The following is a 17510-nucleotide window of genomic DNA, read 5'->3' as shown; positions in this document are numbered from 1 at the left end:
ATATATCTCTACGGGGGCAATCCGCACATGAAGAAACAAATCTCGTCGATCGCCGCGGGGCAGACCGCAAAGGCGCTGATCCTCGTCTACCTGACGTTCAGCGTGCCGATCGTGCTGCTCGGCATCCTGGTCGCGTACGTCCGCTACGGGATGGTGGAACTCAGCACGATCCTGAGCGCGCTGCTGCTGAACGCGATCCTCGGTTTCGTGCTGCTGTGGATCGCCTGCCACGCCTACAACTGGGTCGCCTCGCGCTTCGGCGGCATCGAGATCGTGCTGTCCGACCCGCCGGAGGAAGCGTGAGCGGCACGCCGCTGATCCGCGCGGCCGAAGCGCGCGACGTCGGCGCGATCCTCGCGCTGATGCGCGAGCTGGCCGAGTTCGAGAAACTCACGCACCTGTTCGTCGCGAGCGACGCCGATCTGGCCAACGCACTGTTCGGTGCTCACCCCGCCGCCGAAGCGCTGGTAGCCGAGCGCGACGGCGCGATCGTCGCGTATGCGCTGTTCTTCCACAACTATTCGACGTTTCTGGGCCGTCGCGGGCTGTATCTCGAGGATCTGTACGTGCAGCCGTCGCAGCGCGGCACGGGTCTCGGCACCGCGATGCTGCAGCACCTTGCGGCACTTGCCGTCGAACGCCGCTGCGCGCGCTTCGAATGGTCGGTGCTCGACTGGAACCAGCCGGCGATCGACTTCTACGAGAAGATGGGCGCGACCGTGCTGCCGGAGTGGCGCATCGTGCGCGTAACCGGCGACGCATTGGACGCGCTCGCCGCACGCTGAACGCGGGCCGGCCATGCCGGCCGCCGCTGCAAAAAAACGGGCGCCGCGGCGCCCGTTTTTCGTTTCAGCCGGTTGCGGCCGCACACGTCGTGCGTCATGCCTCGTCCGCATCGGCGCCGTCTGCACCGTCCGCGACTTCCGCGCCCAGCAGCCCGGCCGCCGTATCGCCCGGTAACGCCTCGACCTGCTTCAGCTTGCGGTTCATCACGCGCGTGCGCTGCTCGGCCGCCTCGATCGAGCGCGTGACCGTTTCGAGCTGCGCCTTCGTGCGCGCAAGCACATCGCCGAACTTGCCGAACTCGGTCTTTACCGCGCCGAGCACCTGCCACACTTCGCTCGAGCGCTGCTCGATCGCGAGCGTGCGAAAGCCCATCTGCAAGCTGTTCAGCAAGGCGGTCAGCGTGGTCGGCCCGGCCACCGTCACGCGATAGTCGCGCTGCAGCATATCGGTCAGCCCGGGGCGACGCAGGATCTCCGCAAAGAGCCCCTCGGTCGGCAGGAACAGCAGCGCGAAATCGGTCGTATGCGGCGGTGCGACGTACTTCTCGGCGATCGTCCTCGCCTCCATCCGCACGCGCGCCTCGAGCGCACGGGCCGCTTCCTCGACCTCCACCGAATCGGCACGTTCCTGCGCATCGATCAGCCGCTCGTAGTCCTCGCGCGGAAACTTCGCGTCGATCGGCAGCCACACCGGCGGCGCGTCGCCCGTCCCGGCGGCGCGGCCCGGCAGCCGGATCGCGAACTCGACGCGTTCGCTGCTCCTCGGCACCGTCGCGACGTTCTTCGCGTACTGGTCGGGCGTGAGCATCTGCTCGAGCAATGCCTCGAGCTGCACCTCGCCCCAGGTGCCGCGGGTCTTCACGTTGGTCAGCACCTTCTTCAGATCGCCGACGCCGGCCGCGAGCGTCTGCATCTCGCCGAGCCCGCGGTGCACCTGCTCGAGCCGGTCCGATACGAGCTTGAACGATTCGCCGAGCCGGTGTTCGAGCGTCGCATGCAGCTTCTCGTCGACGGTGCGACGCATCTCCTCGAGCTTCGCCGCGTTGTTCGTCTCGATTTCCTTCAGCCGCTGCTCGAGCGTCGCACGCACTTCGCCGATCCGGCGATCGTTGGCCTCCGTCAGTTGCGTGAGCTGCCGGTTCAGCGTGTCGCCGAACAGCCGCAGCGCGACCGTCTGCTCTTCGCGCGCCTGCTGGGCCTGACGCTGCACGCTCTCGCGCATCGCGTCGAACTGCTGCGCGTTGCCGGCGACGAGCTTGCCGAGCTGTTGCGCGAAACCGTCGATCTGGTTGTTCTGCACGGTCGCGATGCTCGTCAGCTGGGTCGCGAGCGTCTGCTGAAGCTGCGAGAAACTGCCGGCCAGCTCGGTGCGCGAGCCGCGCGCGTTCTCGACGATCTCGCCGCGCAGCTCGCGTTCGAGCCGCTCGACCGCGAGCGCCTGCGCGTGCGCGGCGTCTTCGATCTGGTCGCCGAGCACGGCCGCATCGTCGTGGCGGCCGCCGCCGCGCACGAGCGCGACGATCGCCACCGCGAGCGCGACGGCCAGCACGACGACCGCCGCCAGCAACAACATCGTCGTCATGCGCGCGGCTTCCCGATCACGTCCGGGTTGATCGGATTCGGCGGCTGCCCCGCGCGCGGCCCCACGCCCAGTGCGGCGATCAGGTTGTCGGCCGCGAGGTTGGCCATCGCGCGGCGCGTCTTTTCAGTCGCGCTCGCGATGTGCGGCGTCAGCACGACGTTCGGCACTTCGAGCAGCGCCGGATGGACGTTCGGCTCGCCTTCGTACACGTCGAGGCCGGCCGCGGCGATCGTCCCGTCGCGCAGCGCGGCAGCCAGTGCCGCGTCGTCGACGATGCCGCCGCGCGCGATGTTGGTCAGCGTCGCGGTCGGCTTCATCTTCGCGAGCTCGGCCGCGCCGATCGTATGATGGTTCTCTTTCGTGTACGGCAGCACGAGCACGACGTGATCGGCGCGCGCGAGCAGCGCGTCCTTCGCCACGTATTCGGCGTTCAGCTCGGCCTCGATCTCGGGGGCGACCCGCGAGCGGTTGTGATAGATCACCTGCATCCCGAAGCCGCGCGCGCGGCGTGCGAGTGCCTGGCCGATGCGCCCCATGCCGATGACGCCGAGCGTCGAGCCATAAATGTCGCTGCCGAGGAAACCGTCGTACGCCCACTTCCGCCAGTGCCCGGCGCGCAGCCAGTGCTCGGATTCGGCGATCCGGCGCGCGGCCGCCATCATCAGCGCCCAGCCGAAATCCGCGGTGGACTCGTTCAGCACGTCGGGCGTGTTGGTGCCGAGCACGTTCGCCGCGTTGAACGCGGCCATGTCGAAGTTGTTGTAGCCGACCGCCATGTTCGACACGACGCGCAGGCGCGGCGCCGCCGCCAGCGTGGCCGCGCCGATCGGGTCGCCCGCGGTGAGCGCGCCGTCCTTGTCGGCGAGACGCGCGGCAAGCGCATCGGGGGCGAGCGCGTCGCCGTTGTTCCAGTCGACTTCGAAATACTGCTCGAGCCGTTCGATCACGTCCGGAAAGATCGGACGTGCGACCAGGATCTTCTGCATCGCCATCTCCGCATGCCGCGGCCGGAACGCGGCGCATCGTGCGCCGCCGGAACCGTCCGCGCTTGGTTGAAAATAATCAGCCTACGCCGGGAAGAAAAGCCACGACGTCAGCAGGAACACCGGTACCAATACTACGAGCGCCCAGCCGAGATACGCGAAGAAGCTCGGCATCCTCACGCCGCGCGACTCCGCGATCGCCTTCACCATGAAGTTCGGCGCGTTGCCGATGTAGCTGTTCGCGCCCATGAACACCGCCCCCGCGGAAATCGCGGCGAGCGTCGTCGCGCCCGTCGTCATCAGCGCTTGCGCGTCGCCGCCCGCGAGGTTGAAGAACACGAGATAGGTCGGGGCATTGTCGAGGAACGACGACAGCAGGCCGGTCGCCCAGAAGTACATCGCGTCGATCGGCTTGCCGTCGGGGCCCGTGACGAGATGGACGATCTGCGCGAACGCGCCCTGCGCACCCGCGCGCAGGATCACGATCACCGGGGCGATCGTCACGAAGATCCCGGCGAACAGCTTCGCGACCTCCTCGATCGGCGCCCAGTTGAATGCGTTGCCTTCGCGCGCCGAGCGCGGCGTCAGCGCGAGCGACGCGAGCGCCACGACGATGAGCGCAACGTCGCGCACGAGATTCTGCAGCGCGACGTGCGTGCCCCACACGTCGAACGTGATGCCCGGCTTCCAGATGCCGCTCATCAGCACGAGGCCGATCACGGCCGCGAGCAGCACGAAGTTGACCTTGCCGTCGATCGACAGCGCGGCTCCGTCGGGCGTCGGGTCGAGCGCGGCCGGCCGCTCCTCGCCGCCCTTCCGGTAGAAGTACGTATCGAGCACGAAGAACAGCGTCAGCAGCACCGCGCAGATGAACAGCATCGGCAGCGCGAGATGCGTGGTCGTCCAGAAGAAGCTCACGCCGTTCAGGAAGCCGAGGAACAGCGGCGGATCGCCGAGCGGCGACAGCGAGCCGCCCGCGTTCGCGACGAGAAAGATGAAGAAGATCACGACGTGCACGACATGCTTGCGGTTGTCGTTCGCGCGCAGCAGCGGGCGGATCAGCAGCATCGCGGCGCCCGTCGTGCCCATCACGCTCGCGAGCAGCGTGCCGAGCGCGAGGATCGCGGTGTTCAGTTTCGGTGTGCCGTGCAGGTTGCCGTTGACGCAGATGCCGCCGGCGACCGTATAGAGCGCGGTCAGCAGCACGATGAACGGGATGTATTCCTCGAGCAGCGCGTGCACGAGCGTACCGAACGCCGTGCCGGCGCCGAACGCGACCGCGAACGGCGCCAGGAACGCGATCGCCCACGCCGCGGCGATCTTGCCGAAATGGTGATGCCAGAACACCGGCGCGACGAGCGGGAACACCGCGATGGACAGCAGGATCCCGGCGAACGGGATACCCCAGAGTGCGGACAGCGTGGCACCGTCGAGCGTGGCGGCCGATGCGAGCGCGGGAAACGCGCCAAGCGCGGCTCCCGACGCCATGCCCGCCCAGGCGGCATGTCGTTTCATGCAGAACTTCCTTGTGCGAGTGAGTCGAGTGAGGATGAAGCCGGCGCGCGCGTCATGCGCCGCGCACGACGATCGCGTGAACGCGGTACGGGCCGTGTGCGCCCAGCACGATGGTCTGTTCGATATCGCCCGTGCGCGACGGCCCCGATACGAAATTGACCGCACGCGGCAATTCGCCGCGCTCCGCGCGAATCAGCGCGAATGCGTCTTCGTGGCCTGCGACGATCCGCGACGCCGGCACGATCGCGATGTGCGTCTCCGGCAGCAGCGCGGCCGACGCGTAGGTGTCGGGGCCGGACAACAGCACCAGCGAACCCGTTTCGGCGGTGGCGCAAAAGCAGCCGGTCAGGCCGACGAGATCGCCGTCGCGCGGCTTGCGGCATTCGACCGACAGGCCCGCGCCGGCCCAGTCGAGCTCGGCGAGCGCGCGCCAGGCGACGGCCTGCATCGGCAGGCCGTGAGCGGCAAGATAGCGGGCGGCGGCGGCGGGCGCATCGGCCAGCGTCGCGACTTCGTCGACCGTCGTCGACAGGCGCGCCGCTTCGTCGACGAATGCGGCGACGAGGTCGGCCGGCATCGGCGGGCGCGGCCCCTCGGGATGGCGAGCGAGATACTCGGCGACGCCGTCGCGCTCCGCTGCATCGGGTTCGGGCGCGCGTCCTTGCGCCGCGCGAATGCGTGCGAGGATCTGGCGACGGGCAGCGGAAGTGTCCATGAACGGTCCTCGTGACATGAGCGTGCGATATCGTCGGATTATACCGGCCGCCCTCGCCGCGACGCACCAGGCCGAACGGCCGACGCCTACTGCGATGCGTCGTCGTCGGCCGGCTGCGCGATGCCGAACACCTGGCGCAGGTACGCGAGATACGCGCGGTCGTCGCACATGCTCTTGCCCGGCGAATCCGACAGCTTCGCGACCGGCTGGCCGTTGCAGCGGACCATCTTGATCACGATCTGCAGCGGCACGTAGCCGAGATCGTTCGTGAGATTGGTGCCGACGCCGAACGCGAGCTTGCAGCGGTTGCGGAACCGTTCGTACAGCTGCATGACCTTCGGAATGTCGAGCGCATCCGAGAACACGAGCACCTTGGTGCGCGGGTCGCAGCGGTTCGCCTCGTAGTGGCGCAGCATGCGCTCGCCCCACTCGAACGGGTCGCCCGAATCGTGGCGCGCGCCGTCGAACAGCTTGCAGAAGTACATGTCGAAGTCGTTCAGGAACGCATCCATCCCGTAGACGTCCGACAGCGCGATCCCGAGGTCGCCACGATACTCCTTCGCCCACATCTCGAAACCGTAAGTCTGCGAATCGCGCAGCCGCGGGCCGAGCGCCTGGCATGCCTGCAGGTATTCGTGCGCCATCGTGCCGAGCGGCGTCAGCTCGTGCTTCATCGCGTAGAACACGTTACTCGTGCCCGCGAACTGCGGCCCGAGCCCGTCGCGCAGCGTCAGCGCGACCTCCTCGTGCCACACCTTCGAGAAGCGTCGGCGCGTGCCGTAGTCGGCGATCTTGCAGTCGGCGAACTCGGGCTTCGCGCCGAGCAGCTTGATCTTCTCGCGCAGCCGCTCGCGGCCTTCGCGATAGTCGGGCTCGCGCTGCGTGTTGCGGAAATAGACCTCATTGACGATCGCGAGCACCGGGATCTCGAACAGGATCGTGTGCAGCCACGGCCCCTCGATCACGATGTCGATCTCGCCGTTGCCCTTCGGCGAGGGCGTGATCGAGATGTACTTCTCGTTCAGGTGGAACAGCGCGAGGAAGTCGACGAAATCGCTCTTGATGAAGCGCATCCGTCGCAAGTAGTCCAATTCGACGTCGGTGAAGCGCAGCGAACAGAGGCCGCGCACCTCGTCGCGAATCTCGTCGATGTACGGGACGAGATCGACGCCGGGCGTGCGGCACCGGAACCGGTACTCGACGTTTGCGGCGGGAAAGTGATGCAGGACGACCTGCATCATCGTGAACTTGTAGAGATCCGTGTCGAGCAGCGAAGTGATGATCATGATTACGGCACCGCCAATATCGAGACAGGGTCCGGCACACCGCGCGCCGCCCGGTCTGTCGGCCATGTTACCCGAATGCGGGCCGGACCATCGTGAAAGCGCGCCTGCCCGCTCCTGCGGGGGCCGCCGCCGGCGCACGCGCGGCGCCCCCCGTCGGCCCCATAAACTAATCACGAAACGATATAAGCCGGAAAGCCGACCACGCCATGCGGGTTTTGCGCTTCAGTTACAATGCCGCTTTTGGCGCAAACGCCACCCCATATATACCGCCAAGCAGGAGCGTTTTAATGACTCACGTTGTGACCGAAGGCTGCATCAAGTGCAAATACACGGACTGCGTGGATGTGTGCCCGGTGGATTGCTTCCGTGAAGGTCCCAACTTTCTCGCCATCGATCCGGACGAGTGCATCGACTGCGCCGTGTGCGTCGCCGAGTGCCCGACCAATGCGATCTATGCCGAAGAAGACGTTCCGGGCGACCAGCAGCAGTTCACCGAGCTGAACGCCGAGCTGGCGAAGAACTGGCCGTCGATCACGAAGACCAAGCCGGCACCGGCCGACGCGGACGAGTGGAAGGACGTGCAGGAAAAGCTGCACCTGCTCGAGCGCTGATCGCGCAGCGGCGCCGCGCAATATTTTTTGCGCCCCGCCGCTCAAAGGTATTGACAGGTTAGCCAACGCTCCATACAATCTCGTTTCTCTGCTGTTGTTGTTTGTTCCCCGATAGCTCAGTCGGTAGAGCGCCGGACTGTTAATCCGTAGGTCCCTGGTTCGAGCCCAGGTCGGGGAGCCAAAAAAGCAAAGGCCCGTTGAATGTGCGCGGGTTTCTTGTTGGAAACAAACCCAGCAGATGTACCGATTTATTCCCCGATAGCTCAGTCGGTAGAGCGCCGGACTGTTAATCCGTAGGTCCCTGGTTCGAGCCCAGGTCGGGGAGCCAGACAGCGAAAGGCCCGTCATTCGACGGGCCTTTTGTTTTTCCGGCGCCCGTCGCTCACCGCCGCGCATGCTAGAGTCTTTATCCCGCATTCGCATCCGGTTCCGTCGATGAAGCACCGCCTCCTTTCCGCCTTGCCGTTCGCCCTCCTCCTCTCGGCCTTTGCCGCCGCGCCGCTCGCGCACGCGGAGGAAGTCGGCAGCGTCAACACCCATTTCCGCGTGACGGGCTCCGACCGCGTGGTCGTCGAAGCGTACGACGATCCGCTCGTGGCCGGCGTCACCTGCTACGTGTCGCGGGCGCGCACCGGCGGGATCAAGGGCTCGCTCGGCGTCGCGGAGGATCCGAGCGAAGCGTCGATCGCGTGCCGGCAAGTCGGCCCGCTCAGCTTCAAGGAGCCGCTCAAGCAGCAGACCGACGTGTTCAGCGAGCGGATGTCGTTCATCTTCAAGACGCTGCATGTCGTGCGCGTCGTCGACAAGAAGCGCAACACGCTCGTCTACCTGACCTACAGCGATCGCATCGTCAGCGGCAGCCCGAAGAACGCCGTCACCGCGGTGCCGATGCCGGCCGGCACGACGATTCCGGTCAAGTAAGCCCGCGCCTGCCGGGTGCGCGAGCGCTACACTTACCCATTCGACCGCTCCGCGCCCGATCATGTCCGCCACCCGCCTTCCCGACGCCGCACGCTACTGGCGCACGCCGCTGCTGCCGGATGCGGATCTGCTCACGGCCACCTATCGCAACCACGCGTTCGCGCCGCACTGGCACGACGCCTATACGATTCCGGTGATCCTCGAAGGTGCGGAGCGCTACACGTGTCGCGGCAGCGGCCATGTCGCCGAAACCGGCACGGTGCCCGTGATCAATCCCGGCGAAGTGCACACGGGCTCACGCGCGACCGACGAAGGCTGGTGCTATCGCGTGAGCTACGTGCCGGTCGACTACATTCGCGCGCTCGCCAGCACGATCGCCGGTCGTCCGCAGGATGCGCCGTGGTTCCCGTCCGACGTGATCCGCGACCCCGATCTCGCGGCGCGGCTCGCGCTGGCCCATCGGATGATGGAGGCCGGCAGCGAACGCATATCGTCCGCCCACTCGCACGACCAGCCGGCCGATGATGCTCCGACGGCCGGTGCGCCGCGCCTCTACGATCCCCTCGCCGCCGAAACGGCGATGCTCGACGCGCTGTCGACCCTGATCGCGCGCCATGCCGACGCGCGGCTGCAGCCCGCGGCGCTCGCGGCCGACGAGCCGCGCGTCGAGGTGATGCGCGAACGGCTCGCCGCCGATCTCACGTGCCCGGTCACGCTCGGCGACGTCGCGCAGGCCGCCGGCCTGTCGCCGTTTCATGCAGCGCGGCTGTTCACCCGCACGACCGGGATGCCGCCGCATGCGTGGCGTAACCAGTTGCGGCTGCAGCGTGCGCTCGCGCCGTTGCGCGCGGGCGTGTCGATTGCCGAGGTCGCCGCGGCCAGCGGCTTCGTCGACCAGAGTCACTTCACGCGACATTTCAAACGGATGTTCGGCGTACCGCCCGGACGCTGGCAGGCGCGCTGACGCGCCCACACCCCTCCCTGCATCGACCACCCGCGGCAACCGGCACGCGGATTGCGCCGCCGGCCTCCGCGGGCGCAAGAACATACAAGCCGCCACGGCATCGGCCCGCTATCCTCCCCGTCATGGAGAAGCGTCCCTTGAATCCCCCATCCACACCGTCGCCCCCGCCGCGCAGTCCATTCAACGAATGGCTCGACGGCGCGCGCGACACGATCCCGATGATGATCGGCGCGGCGCCGTTCGGCGTGATCTTCGGCACGCTCGTCGCCGGCGGGCCGCTGGCCGCCTGGCACGGCGCGCTGATGTCGCTCGCGGTGTTCGCGGGCTCCGCGCAGTTCATCGCACTCGGCCTGATCGCCGGCAGCGCGAGCTTCGTCGTCGTGCTCGCGACGACGCTGATCGTGAACCTGCGTCACCTGCTGTACAGCGCGACGCTCGCGCCGTACGTCGCGCACCTGCCGCTGCGCTGGCGCGCGACGCTCGGCGCGCTGCTGACCGACGAGGTGTTCGCGGTCGCCTACTCGCACTACCGGCACTTCCCGCCCGGTGCGATCGGCCCCCACTACTTCTTCGGTTCGGGCCTCGCGATGTACCTGAACTGGCAGGTCTGGACGCTCGCGGGCATCGGCTTCGGCGCGGCCTTCCCGGGCCTCCAGTCGCTCGGCCTCGATTTCGCGATGGCGGCGACCTTCATCGCGATCGTCGTCCCGCAGCTCGGCAAGCTGCGCTATTTCGCGGCCGCCGCGACAGCCGGCACGCTCGCCTACTTCTGGCAGGGCTGGCCGTACAAGCTCGGGTTACTGGGCGCGGTCGCCGCCGGCGTCGCGGTCGGTGTCGCGCTCACGGTAAGGCACAAGCGCTCGCGCACCGGTTCACGCACGGAGGCCGCATCGTGAGCTACGCGCTGCCGATCCTCGGGATGGCCGCGATCACCTATGCGATCCGGACGACGCTGTTCCTGTTCGGCGAGCGGCTGACCTTCCCGCCGCTCGTGCGGACCGCGCTCGGCTTCGTGCCCGTCACCGTGCTGACCGCGATCATCGTGCCGATGACCGTCTCTCCGCACGGCGGCACGGCCGAGCTGACGTGGCGCAACCCACAGCTCGTCGGCGCACTCGCCGCTGTGCTGGTGTCGGCGACGACGCGCCGCCCGCTCGTGACGATCGCGGTCGGGCTCGCGGTGTTCTTCTTCTGGCAAGGGATCGTGATGCCGCACTGGCTGCCGGCCTGAGCGGACGTCGCCGGCCGCGCTCAAGTTTTCGTCCGGCGCGCCGATATAGGGGATGAAGACCCGCCACAGCCTCGGCGCGAACGGTCCGTCGACGCTGCGCCCGTACCGGTGCACGACGCCGGGCGCCGACACGCGCGGGCCGCCATCGAGACGATTCATGGGCCAGATCACCCTTTCCCTCAAGGACGACACGCTTGCGTCCTTGCGCAAGGACTACGACGCGTTCGTACGCGTATCGCTGAAACTCGACCCGCAGTTCGCGACGCCGTCGTTCGAGGATTTCCTGCGCGCCAAGCTGCTCGACAACATGGTGCCGCTGACCGAGCATGCCGTGCAGCGGATGCTCGAAGGCGGCCAGTACGCGTGGGCGAAGCGCACGCTCGACAAGGAATTTCCGGACGTCGTCGCGATCCTGATGCGGCAGGCCGCCGAATTCGGCTTCGGCTTCGCGTCGCGCGCCGAATGGACCCCCGACGAGCTCGCGAAGGCGTGCCGCGACTGGGCCAAGGCGATCGTCGCCGAAGCGCAGGGCGACGCGTCGCTGGTCGATCCGCTCGCCGCGCAGATCAAGAGCGCGGTGCACGACATCCAGGCGCTCGAGGAAATGATGCAGACGCCCGCGTGGCGGCTCGCGGAATCGCTGCGCCAGCGCATCTACGAGGCCAAGCTCGCGTGCGAGATGAGCGTCGGCAGCGCCGCGCGCGACAAGCTCGGCGAATTGCGCGGCCTGCTGCGGCTCGGGCTCGCGCACGGTTCGTTCCAGAAACAGGAAGCGCAGCAGATCATGGAATACCTGCGGCTCCTGAAGCCCGAGATCTTCATCGAGGAACCGTACGACGTATTCGCGCGGCTCGCCGCGTGGCTGCGCGGCGTGTTCGCGCCGTCCGCCGCACGACCGGCGCACGGACCGGGGCCGGAACAGCGCCGGCCATGACGATCGGCCCGCACGCATGAAGAACGGCCCGGTTCGCGCGAAGCGAACCGGGCCGCCGTTCGATCGCCGTCACGACGCGCCGTCCGGCGCGAACATCGTGACGGGCGGGCGCCGCTTACTGCGTGCCGCCCGCGGCCGATGCACCGCCCTGCACACCCGTCGACGCGCCGCCTTCGACCGCCTCGTCGCCGACCTTCGACTTCGTCGAGCGGGCCTGGTGCTTGGCCGACTTCGTCGCATGCTTCGCGTGCTTCTTGGTCGAATGGACCGACGACGCCGCCGTATCCTTCGCGCCGTCGGCTGCCGCACCGACCGCATCGGTCGCACCACCGACCGCGCTGCCCGACGCATTCATGCCGGCACCACCCTGCATGCCCGCGCCGGCGCCGGCCCCTGCTGCAGGGGTCTGCGTCTGCACGCCGGCGCCTGCGGTACCCTGCGTTGCGACGCCCGTCTGCGCGAATGCGGCCGAAGTTGCGAACGCCGTCAGCGCGGCACCGATCAGCATCGTACGAATCTTGGACATGACTATCCTCCTCGAGAAGTTGTGGGCGCGGAGCGCATCGATACGCTCCGTCGCGTCCCCTGCCGCAACACGCAGCAGGTACGACAGAAGACCCGCGCGCCGCCCGGCCGGTTCTCGAATCTCTCAGACTGTTACCCACCGTTTCATTTGCTGACGAATCGCTCACAGTCCTTAACAACTGCACGCGAACCCGGACGAACCGGCCCGGACGTCCGCGCTCGCGCGCCCGGCCGCGGTGCCGTATGATGCGGGGCGATTCCTCCCGCGCATCGCGCGCCTCCTTCGTCATGCCCAATCTGGATTTCACGCTGACCGGCGAATACGTCGAACTGCACAACCTTCTCAAGATCACCGGTCTCGCCGACAGCGGCGGCACCGCGAAGATGTTCGTCGCGTCCGGCGCGGTGAAAGTCGACGGCGTGGTCGAGCTGCGCAAGACCTGCAAGATCCGCGCGGGCCAGGTGGTACTGTTCGGCGATACGCGGATCGCGGTTCACGACGCATAGCCGTTCCCCTGACCGTGACATGGCCATCGGCGCGCGCGTTCGACACCGTTCGAATAAAGCCGTAAGCTAGCTGTCTCTCAAAATAAATACAGACAGCGCGGGCCCGCACCCGCGCGAGCGCCCATTCCATGTCGCATTCCGGTCTTACGCGGACGGCCGCCGCGCCGCCCTCCCTGTCCAGTCACGCCGCCGATACCGCGCGCCTCGCCGCGCCGCTCGCGATCGCACAGCTCTCGCAGATGGCGATGAGCGTCACCGACACCGTGCTGCTCGGCTCGCTCGGCCCCGATTCGCTCGCGGCGGGCGGCCTCGGCGCGAACTACTTCTTCGTCATCGTGACCGTGCTGCAAGGCGTGCTGTCGTCGGTCAGCGTGAGCGTCGCGCATGCGCGCGGCGCGCAGGCGGAGCACCGCGTGCCGCACATCTACTGGACCGGCTTCGTGCTGTCGTTGCTGCTCGCGATTCCGGCGATCGTCGCGCTGTCGCTGTCCGAACCGATCCTGCTGATGTTCCACGAGCCGCCGACGCTCGCGCATCACGTCGGCGAATACACCGGCATCCTGCGGTTCGCGGCGCTCGGCAGCCTGATCGGCGTCGGGCTGATGCGCGCCTTTCTCCCCGCGATCGGCGCCGCGCGGCGGCTGCTGTGGGTGTCGATCGGCGGCGTCGGCGTCAACGCCGTGCTGAACTACGGGCTGATCCACGGCGCATTCGGCCTACCGCGGCTCGGCTTCCTCGGCTCCGCGGTCGCGACGACCATCACGATCTGGCTGACCGCGCTCGCGCTGATCTGGCTGCTGCACGGCCGCGAGCGGTTCCGCCATTTCGTGACGGCCGCCCGCCCGAAACTGCCCATGATGGGCGAGCTGATCGGCATCGGCTGGCCGGTCGCGATCACGTACGGGGTCGAATCGACGCTGTTTCTGGCGACGGGCCTGACCGTCGGCGTGCTCGGCGCGACCTCGCTCGCCGCGCATCAGATCGCGCTGAACGTCGCATCGCTCGCGTTCATGGTGCCGCTCGCGATCGGGCAGGCCGCGAACGTACGGGTCGGCTACTGGGTCGGCGCCGGCGAGCCGGTCGCCGCACGGCACGCGGGCTTCGTCGCGCTCGGCCTCGGCGTCGCGTTCATGTCGCTGTCGGGGCTCGTGCTGATCGTCGCGCCGCATGCGATCGTCGGTCTGTACCTGCACCTCGACGACCCGGCCAACGCGGCGACCGTGTCGCTTGCCGCGTCGCTGCTCGGCATCGCCGCGGTGTTCCAGATCGTGGACGGGATGCAGACGGTCGCGTCGGGCGCGCTGCGCGGGCTGCGGGATACGCGCATCCCGATGCTCGCGGCCACCCTCGGCTATTGGGGCATCGGCTTCCCGACCGGTTACTGGTTGGCGTTCCACGCGGGCCTCGGCGCACGCGGCCTGTGGTGGGGGCTCGCGGCCGGCCTCGCCAGCGTCGCCGTGCTGATGGCCTGTCGGTTTCACATGAAGACCGCGTCGCTCATCGCGTCGGCGCGCTGAACGCGATACGACACGGCGCGACACGACGCGAATTCACGGCCGGCGCTATGCTTGTCGGCTGAAGCCCCAAGACGCCGCGCCAGCGGCGCGCCTGCCTCACGATACGCCCGACGCCGCGCGACGCGCGGCCTTTCCCCTTCCCAAGAGGAGTGCATCATGAACGAAGCAGTTCGGATGGAACGCGACACATTCGGCGAAATCGCCGTGCCGGCCGACCGGCTCTGGGGCGCGCAGACCGAGCGCTCGCTGCAGAATTTCCGGATCTCGACCGAGAAGCAGTCGCCCGAGCTGATCCACGCGCTCGCGATCGTCAAGCGCGCCGCGGCCGCCGTGAACCAGTCGCTCGGCGTGCTGGCCGACGACAAGGCACGCGCGATCATCGACGCGGCCGACGAGATCATCGCCGGCAAGCATCCGCGCGAATTCCCGCTCGCCGTGTGGCAGACGGGCTCCGGCACGCAGACCAACATGAACCTCAACGAGGTGATCGCGAACCGGGCGAGCGAGTTGCTCGGCGGCGAGCGCGGCGAAGCGCGCAAGGTCCATCCGAACGACGACGTGAACCGCGGCCAGTCGTCGAACGACGTGTTCCCGACCGCGATGCACATCGCGGCCGCGTACGCGATCGTCAACCACCTGCTGCCCGCGCTGCGCACGCTGCGCACGACGCTCGACGCGAAGTCGAAGGCCTTCGCCGACATCGTGAAGATCGGCCGCACGCACCTGCAGGACGCGACGCCGCTCACGCTCGGGCAGGAATTTTCCGGTTATGTCGCGCAACTCGACCAGAGCGTGCGGCACGTCGAGTCGGCGCTGCCGCACCTGTACGAGCTCGCGCTCGGTGGCACCGCGGTCGGCACCGGGCTGAACGCGCATCCGGAGTTCGCGGTGCGCGTCGCCGACGAGATCGGCCGGCTGACGAAGCTGCCGTTCGTGACCGCGCCGAGCAAGTTCGAGGTGATGGCCGCCGCCGACGCGCTGGTGTTCGCGCACGGCGCGCTGAAGACGGTCGCGGCCGGCCTGATGAAGATTGCCAACGACGTGCGCTGGCTCGCGAGCGGGCCGCGCTGCGGCCTCGGCGAACTGTCGATTCCGGAAAACGAGCCGGGCAGCTCGATCATGCCGGGCAAGGTGAATCCGACGCAGTCGGAGGCCGTGACGATGCTGTGCTGCCAGGTGTTCGGCAACGACGTCGCCGTGAACGTCGGCGGCGCCAGCGGCAACTTCGAGCTGAACGTGTTCCGGCCGATGATCGCGCACAACGTGCTGCAATCGGTGCGGCTGCTCGCCGACGGCGCGCAAAGCTTCAACGACCACTGCGCGGCGGGCATCGAGCCGAACCGCGCGCGCATCGACCTGCTGCTGAACGAATCGCTGATGCTCGTGACGGCGCTCAATCCGCACATCGGCTACGACAAGGCCGCGCAGATCGCGAAGAAGGCGCACAAGGAAGGCACGACGCTGAAGGCCGCCGCGCTCGCGCTCGGCTACCTGACCGAGGCGGAATTCGATGCGTGGGTGCGACCCGAAGAGATGATCGGATCGCGGTGATCGCGGCTGACGCGATGACGGGACGGGCGCGGCGCGAACGCTGCGCCCGTTGCCGTCAGACGGTGCCCTTCGCCACTTCCTCGGGCTTCATCTCGACGATCTTGTCGAGCGCGGCGCGCACGTCGGCCGCATATTTCGCGAGGATCTTCTGCTCGTCGGTCTCGGGCACGAACGGCGGCACCGGCACCGGGTTGCCGTTCTCGTCGACCGCGACGAACACGACGAGACAGTCGGTCGTCTGACGCAGCACGCCCCCCTTCGGATCGCCGGCATGTACGGACACATGGATGTGCATGCTGGTGCGGCCCGTCGCGACGACGCGCGCCTTCAGCTCGACCAGGTTGCCGACGAGGATCGGACGCTGGAAGCGGATGTTGCCGACGCTGACCGTCACGCAATAGCGGCTCGACCAGACTGCCGCGCATGCATACGCGACTTCGTCGATCCACTTCATCAGCGCGCCGCCGTGCACCTTGCCGCCAAAGTTCACGGACGACGGCTCGGCGAGGAAGCGGAATACGGTTTCGGTGCGGTCCAGGGCGGCCGGCACGGGGGACTGTGGGGACATCGTGGTAACTCCAGGCGGCGGGGGTACTGCAATCGGCGCATTATACGTTGCACCGCGGCAACCCGTGGCCGGGGCCGCCGCCTTGTCGCGACCGCACGCGCACCCGCCCGTCGACCCGGCATCGGCACAGGAAAATGGCGCCCGTCAGCGGCGCACCGTGATTCCCTGATCGATCGTCCCGTACATCTCGAGGCTGCCGCCCCGCTCGCCGGCGGCGCCCGCGCCGCCCTGCGCACAGGCCGCGCAGAGGAGCGCGGCCGCCAACAGGCAGAAAATCGTCTTCATCGTTGCATCGTGTCGCATCCGGCGGCCCACTGCCGCCGCGTCCGGCCATTCTACGCGTGCGCGGCCGGCGACCTCGGCTGCGCGCGCCCCGCCGCATCCGACATTTCATCCGAACGCGAAACATCGAATGTGCGCAGCGCCTACACTGCTGTCATTGCGCCTGACGAGACCCGACGATGACCGATCAAGACGACCACCACTTTCCGGGCCTGAGCCGGATTGGCGCACTGCTCGCCGATCCGGGACGCGCCGCGATGCTATGGGTGCTGATGGACGGCAGCGCGCGGCCGGCCGGCGAACTGACGATGATCGCGGGGCTGTCGCCGTCCGCGGCGAGCGCGCACCTCGCGCGGCTGACCGAAGGCGGCCTGCTCGCGCTCGACGTGCGCGGCCGGCACCGCTATTACCGGCTCGCGTCGGCCGACATCGCGGCGTCGCTCGAAGCGCTCGCGAACGTGGCCCGGGCGGCCGCGCCGAACCGTCCCGTGCCGCCGCCGGCGCGCACCGTGCCGGCCGAGCTGCGCTATGCGCGCACCTGCTACGACCACATGGCCGGCGAACTCGCGGTCCGCATCTTCGACGGGCTCACCGCGCGCGGCTGGCTGCACGCGGACGGCGATGCGATCGAGACCACCGAGCTCGGCACGCAAGCCCTCGCGCGCTGGGGCATCGACGTCGCGCAGCAGCGCACGCGCCGGCGCCGCTTCGCATGCGGCTGCCTCGACTGGAGCGAGCGGCGCGCGCATCTCGGCGGCGCGCTGGGCGCGGCCCTGCTCGACAGCTTCTGCGCGCACGGCTGGATCGAACGCACGGCGCGGCCGCGCGTGCTGCGGGTTACCGTGCCCGGACGGCAGGTTTTCGACGACTGGCTTACGTCCGCTTGACACGCGGATTGCGACGGGACGACAACGGCGCGCGACGGACAGGTTTTGTTACATCGCGTGCCATTCGACTTACAAAACACCGAGCACGGAAACAGGCCGAGCGGATATCGTGAACTCGACGGCACGAATCGACGCGCCGCAATAAC

General features: G+C 68.2%; 20 protein-coding genes and 2 tRNA genes. 14 read left to right on the top strand and 8 right to left on the bottom strand.

Features of this window, described 5'->3' with window-relative positions; genetic code table 11:
- The first annotated feature begins 27 nt into the window (after nucleotides 1-27).
- Together BAMB_RS05005 and BAMB_RS05000 are read left to right on the top strand one after the other, a co-directional pair.
- Entirely contained in the window at nucleotides 28-303 is a 276-nt protein-coding gene (locus tag BAMB_RS05005) for a hypothetical protein (protein WP_006401288.1), read from the top strand.
- Complete coding sequence (locus BAMB_RS05000; RefSeq protein ID WP_011656330.1) at nucleotides 300-785, top strand: GNAT family N-acetyltransferase; 486 nt, start codon at nucleotides 300-302, stop codon at nucleotides 783-785. The genes BAMB_RS05005 and BAMB_RS05000 overlap by 4 nt, the downstream gene beginning before the upstream one ends.
- 94 nt (nucleotides 786-879) lie before the next feature.
- On the opposite strand, the gene BAMB_RS04995 is transcribed toward BAMB_RS05000, so the two are convergent.
- The 5 genes from BAMB_RS04995 to pncB all read right to left on the bottom strand — a co-directional run bounded on the left by BAMB_RS04995 (nucleotide 880) and on the right by pncB (nucleotide 6866).
- Complete coding sequence (locus BAMB_RS04995) at nucleotides 880-2367, bottom strand: DNA recombination protein RmuC (RefSeq protein WP_011656329.1); 1488 nt, start codon at nucleotides 2365-2367, stop codon at nucleotides 880-882.
- Nucleotides 2364-3353: a 2-hydroxyacid dehydrogenase gene (locus tag BAMB_RS04990; protein WP_011656328.1), complete on the bottom strand. Its 990-nt coding sequence runs from the start codon at nucleotides 3351-3353 to the stop codon at nucleotides 2364-2366. The genes BAMB_RS04995 and BAMB_RS04990 overlap by 4 nt, the downstream gene beginning before the upstream one ends.
- Before the next feature lie 81 nt (nucleotides 3354-3434).
- A complete protein-coding gene (locus BAMB_RS04985) occupies nucleotides 3435-4865 on the bottom strand; it encodes a sodium:proton antiporter (protein WP_011656327.1) in 1431 nt (476 codons plus the stop codon).
- A 52-nt stretch (nucleotides 4866-4917) separates the two neighbouring features.
- Nucleotides 4918-5580, bottom strand: coding sequence for a LutC/YkgG family protein (locus BAMB_RS04980; protein ID WP_011656326.1), 663 nt, complete (start codon nucleotides 5578-5580; stop codon nucleotides 4918-4920).
- A gap of 86 nt (nucleotides 5581-5666) precedes the next feature.
- Nucleotides 5667-6866, bottom strand: a complete 1200-nt coding sequence (pncB, locus tag BAMB_RS04975) for a nicotinate phosphoribosyltransferase (protein ID WP_011656325.1) — start codon at nucleotides 6864-6866, stop codon at nucleotides 5667-5669.
- A gap of 287 nt (nucleotides 6867-7153) precedes the next feature.
- Between pncB and fdxA the strand changes: the two genes are divergently transcribed.
- The 8 genes from fdxA (at nucleotide 7154) to BAMB_RS04935 (ending at nucleotide 11527) form a co-directional block, all read left to right on the top strand.
- Nucleotides 7154-7477, top strand: coding sequence for a ferredoxin FdxA (gene fdxA / locus BAMB_RS04970; protein WP_006753067.1), 324 nt, complete (start codon nucleotides 7154-7156; stop codon nucleotides 7475-7477).
- A gap of 105 nt (nucleotides 7478-7582) precedes the next feature.
- A tRNA-Asn gene (locus BAMB_RS04965) sits at nucleotides 7583-7658 on the top strand.
- 71 nt (nucleotides 7659-7729) lie between these two features.
- A tRNA-Asn gene (locus tag BAMB_RS04960) sits at nucleotides 7730-7805 on the top strand.
- A 107-nt stretch (nucleotides 7806-7912) separates the two neighbouring features.
- Nucleotides 7913-8398 carry a CreA family protein gene (locus BAMB_RS04955; RefSeq protein ID WP_011656324.1) on the top strand — a complete coding sequence of 162 codons (486 nt, stop codon included), beginning with the start codon at nucleotides 7913-7915 and terminating at the stop codon, nucleotides 8396-8398.
- Between the two features lie 61 nt (nucleotides 8399-8459).
- Nucleotides 8460-9362: an AraC family transcriptional regulator gene (locus BAMB_RS04950; protein ID WP_011656323.1), complete on the top strand. Its 903-nt coding sequence runs from the start codon at nucleotides 8460-8462 to the stop codon at nucleotides 9360-9362.
- Nucleotides 9363-9484: 122 nt separating this feature from the next.
- Nucleotides 9485-10258 (top strand): AzlC family ABC transporter permease, encoded by a 774-nt coding sequence (locus BAMB_RS04945; protein WP_011656322.1) that lies wholly within the window; start codon nucleotides 9485-9487, stop codon nucleotides 10256-10258.
- Entirely contained in the window at nucleotides 10255-10593 is a 339-nt protein-coding gene (locus BAMB_RS04940) for an AzlD domain-containing protein (RefSeq protein WP_011656321.1), read from the top strand. Before BAMB_RS04945 ends, BAMB_RS04940 begins: the two co-directional genes overlap by 4 nt.
- Before the next feature lie 157 nt (nucleotides 10594-10750).
- Nucleotides 10751-11527: a DUF4088 family protein gene (locus BAMB_RS04935; protein WP_011656320.1), complete on the top strand. Its 777-nt coding sequence runs from the start codon at nucleotides 10751-10753 to the stop codon at nucleotides 11525-11527.
- 115 nt (nucleotides 11528-11642) lie between these two features.
- Here the strand turns inward: BAMB_RS04935 and BAMB_RS04930 are convergent, their stop codons facing one another.
- Entirely contained in the window at nucleotides 11643-12053 is a 411-nt protein-coding gene (locus BAMB_RS04930) for a hypothetical protein (protein ID WP_011656319.1), read from the bottom strand.
- Between the two features lie 287 nt (nucleotides 12054-12340).
- Here BAMB_RS04930 and BAMB_RS04925 point away from each other — a divergent pair, with 287 nt between their 5' ends.
- From BAMB_RS04925 to fumC, 3 genes are all read left to right on the top strand, one after another.
- On the top strand, nucleotides 12341-12559 hold the full coding sequence (locus BAMB_RS04925; protein WP_006753074.1) for an RNA-binding S4 domain-containing protein: 219 nt from the start codon (nucleotides 12341-12343) through the stop codon (nucleotides 12557-12559).
- 128 nt (nucleotides 12560-12687) lie between these two features.
- Nucleotides 12688-14076 (top strand): multidrug efflux MATE transporter NorM, encoded by a 1389-nt coding sequence (gene norM / locus BAMB_RS04920; RefSeq protein WP_011656317.1) that lies wholly within the window; start codon nucleotides 12688-12690, stop codon nucleotides 14074-14076.
- 156 nt (nucleotides 14077-14232) lie between these two features.
- Nucleotides 14233-15627, top strand: coding sequence for a class II fumarate hydratase (fumC, locus tag BAMB_RS04915; protein WP_011656316.1), 1395 nt, complete (start codon nucleotides 14233-14235; stop codon nucleotides 15625-15627).
- 55 nt (nucleotides 15628-15682) lie between these two features.
- Here fumC and BAMB_RS04910 read toward each other — a convergent pair whose 3' ends face one another.
- Nucleotides 15683-16195 (bottom strand): acyl-CoA thioesterase, encoded by a 513-nt coding sequence (locus BAMB_RS04910; RefSeq protein ID WP_011656315.1) that lies wholly within the window; start codon nucleotides 16193-16195, stop codon nucleotides 15683-15685.
- 144 nt (nucleotides 16196-16339) lie between these two features.
- Entirely contained in the window at nucleotides 16340-16480 is a 141-nt protein-coding gene (locus BAMB_RS35170; protein ID WP_166488177.1) for a hypothetical protein, read from the bottom strand.
- 176 nt (nucleotides 16481-16656) lie between these two features.
- Between BAMB_RS35170 and BAMB_RS04905 the strand changes: the two genes are divergently transcribed.
- Nucleotides 16657-17364 carry an ArsR/SmtB family transcription factor gene (locus tag BAMB_RS04905; protein ID WP_011656313.1) on the top strand — a complete coding sequence of 236 codons (708 nt, stop codon included), beginning with the start codon at nucleotides 16657-16659 and terminating at the stop codon, nucleotides 17362-17364.
- Nucleotides 17365-17510 lie beyond the last annotated feature (146 nt).

Source organism: Burkholderia ambifaria AMMD (genome assembly GCF_000203915.1).
Classification (GTDB): Bacteria; Pseudomonadota; Gammaproteobacteria; order Burkholderiales; family Burkholderiaceae; genus Burkholderia; species Burkholderia ambifaria.
The sequence above is the reverse complement of the archived record's forward strand: the minus strand, read 5'-3'. Positions and strand labels throughout refer to the sequence as shown.